Genomic DNA, 2,563 nt, shown 5'->3' with positions numbered 1-2,563 from the left:
CGGTGGCGGCGGTCAACGGGCCGGCGTCGACGGTCGTCGCCGGCGCCCCCGCGGCGCTGGACGCGCTGCTCGCCCGCTACGCCGAGGCCGGCGTGGATGCCCGCCGTGTCCCGGTGGACTTCGCCTCGCACTCGCCGCAGGTGGCGCAACTGCGCGACGCGCTGCTCGCCGAGCTCGCCGGCTTCACCCCGCGGGCCAGCGACGTCACCTTCTACTCGACGGTGACCGGGGACGCCGTGGACACCGACCGGCTCGACGCCGACTACTGGTACAGCAACCTGCGCGAGACCGTGCACTTCGACGCGGCGGTGCGTACGGCGCTGGCTGCCGGCCACCGCGTGTTCGTCGAGGCGAGCCCGCATCCGATCCTCACCGGAGGCATCCGGGCGATCGCCGAGGCGTGGGCGGGCTCGGTGGCGGACGGGTCGGTGGGGCCGGCCGGGTCGGCTCTCGCGGTCGGATCGCTGCGCCGGGACGACGGTGGGCTGGACCGCTTCCTGCGGTCGCTGGCCGAGGTGCACGTCGCCGGGTCCGCGGTCGACTGGACGCCGTCCTTCCCGGCCGGCGCGCGTCGCGTCGCCCTGCCGACCTACCCGTTCCAGCGCCGGCAGTTCGAGCTGGCTGCGCCGAAGCCGTCTGGGTCCGCCACGGCGGCGCCGTCTGGGTCCGCCACGGCGGCGCCGCGCGGTCCGGGTGTGCCCGACGGCGAGGACGCGCAGTACTCGGGCGAGGACGCCGCTGGCCGCGAGGCGGCGCACGACCGTCCGACCGCGGGCCGCGGTTCGGCCGGGGCGGCCAGCGAGCGGGAGCTGCTCGAGGTCATCGGCGCGACCCTGACGATCGTGCTGGGTCACGCCAGTGGCAGCGTCGTCGCGGAACGGTCGTTCGCCGACCTGGGGTTCGACTCGGTCAGCGCGGTGGAGTTCCGCGACCGGCTGGCCGCCGCGACCGGGGTGGCGCTGCCGACGACCCTGACCTTTGACTATCCGACCCCGCGGCGGCTCGCCGCGTACCTGCGCGGGGCGCTCACCGGCGCCGGCGAGGCGTCCGCGCACGGCACCGTCTCGGGCGCGGCCCGGACCACACCGGGACGCGCGGACGAGCCGATTGCCATCGTCGCCGTCGCCGGGCGCTGGCCGGGGGGCGCCGACACGCCGGAGCAGCTGTGGGACCTGCTGACCGGCCGGGTGGACGCGATCGGCCCGTTCCCGACCAACCGCGGCTGGGACCTGGCCGCCCTGCACGACCCGGAGCTGAGCCGGCCGGGCACCTCCTACGCCCGCGAGGGCGGGTTCCTGCACGACGCCGACACGTTCGACGCCGACTTCTTCGGTATCTCGCCGCGGGAGGCCGCCGCGATGGATCCCCAGCAGTGCCTGCTGCTGGAGACCTCGTGGGAGGCCCTCGAGCGGGCCGGGATCGACCCGACGTCGCTGCACGGCTCGGCCACCGGCGTGTTCGCCGGGGTCACCCCGCACGACTACGGTCCCCGCCTCGTCGAGGCGCCCGAGGGCTACGGCGGCTATGTGCTGACCGGCAGCCTGTCGTCGGTCGCCTCCGGCCGCGTCGCCTACACCCTCGGTCTGGAGGGGCCGGCCGTCACCATCGACACGGCCTGCTCGTCGTCGCTGGTCGCGATCCATCTCGCCAGCCAGGCGCTGCGCGGCGGCGAGTGCACCCTGGCGTTGGCCGGCGGCGTCGCCGTCATGCCGACGCCGGGGATGTTCACCGAGTTCTCCCGCCAGCGCGGCCTGGCCCCGGACGGGCGGTGCAAGCCGTTCGCCGCCGCCGCCGACGGCACCGCCTGGGCCGAGGGCGTCGGCGTGGTGGTGCTGGAACGGCTGTCCGACGCGCGCCGCCACGGCCACCGGATCCTCGCCGTCGTACGCGGCAGCGCGGTGAACTCCGACGGCGCGTCCAACGGTCTGACCGCGCCGAACGGGCCGTCGCAGCAGCGCGTCATCCGCGCCGCCCTCGCCGCCGCCGACCTGTCCCCCACCGACATCGACGCCGTCGAAGCCCACGGCACCGGCACCACCCTCGGCGACCCCATCGAAGCCCAGGCCATCCTCGCCACCTACGGCCAACACCGCCCCACCGACCAGCCCCTGCACCTCGGCTCCGTCAAATCCAACATCGGCCACACCCAGGCCGCCGCCGGCGTCACCGGCGTCATCAAGATCGTGCAGGCGCTGCGGCACGGCCAGCTACCCGCGACGCTGCACGTCGACGCGCCGAGCCCACATGTGGACTGGACCAGCGGCGCCGTCCGCCTGCTCACCGACCCGGTCGACTGGCCCGCCGCCGCTGCCACCGACCGGCCACGGCGCGCCGCCATCTCCGCCTTCGGCATCAGCGGCACCAACGCCCACCTCATCCTCGAAGAACCCCCCGCCGAGCCCGACCCCACCGCAGCCCACGCCAGCGCGCCGCGCAGCGACGTGCCCGCGGTGCTGCCGTGGGTACTGGGTGCGCACTCCGCGGCGGCCCGTCCGGTCTCCGGCAGGGCAGCCCGACTGATCGCTGTCTCGACGAGCGTGACCAGATCCGCGCGCCGCAGACC

At 75.8% G+C, this 2,563-nt stretch carries 1 protein-coding gene; it reads left to right on the top strand.

Annotated elements, in window-relative coordinates; translation table 11 throughout:
- On the top strand, positions 1 to 2,563 hold a 2,563-nt coding region (locus MXD58_RS28730; protein WP_250611305.1), incomplete at both ends, for a type I polyketide synthase.

The sequence above is a fragment of the Frankia sp. AgKG'84/4 genome, assembly GCF_023242965.2.
Taxonomy (GTDB): domain Bacteria; phylum Actinomycetota; class Actinomycetes; order Frankiales; family Frankiaceae; genus Frankia.
This window is presented reverse-complemented; position numbering and strand designations above follow the sequence as displayed.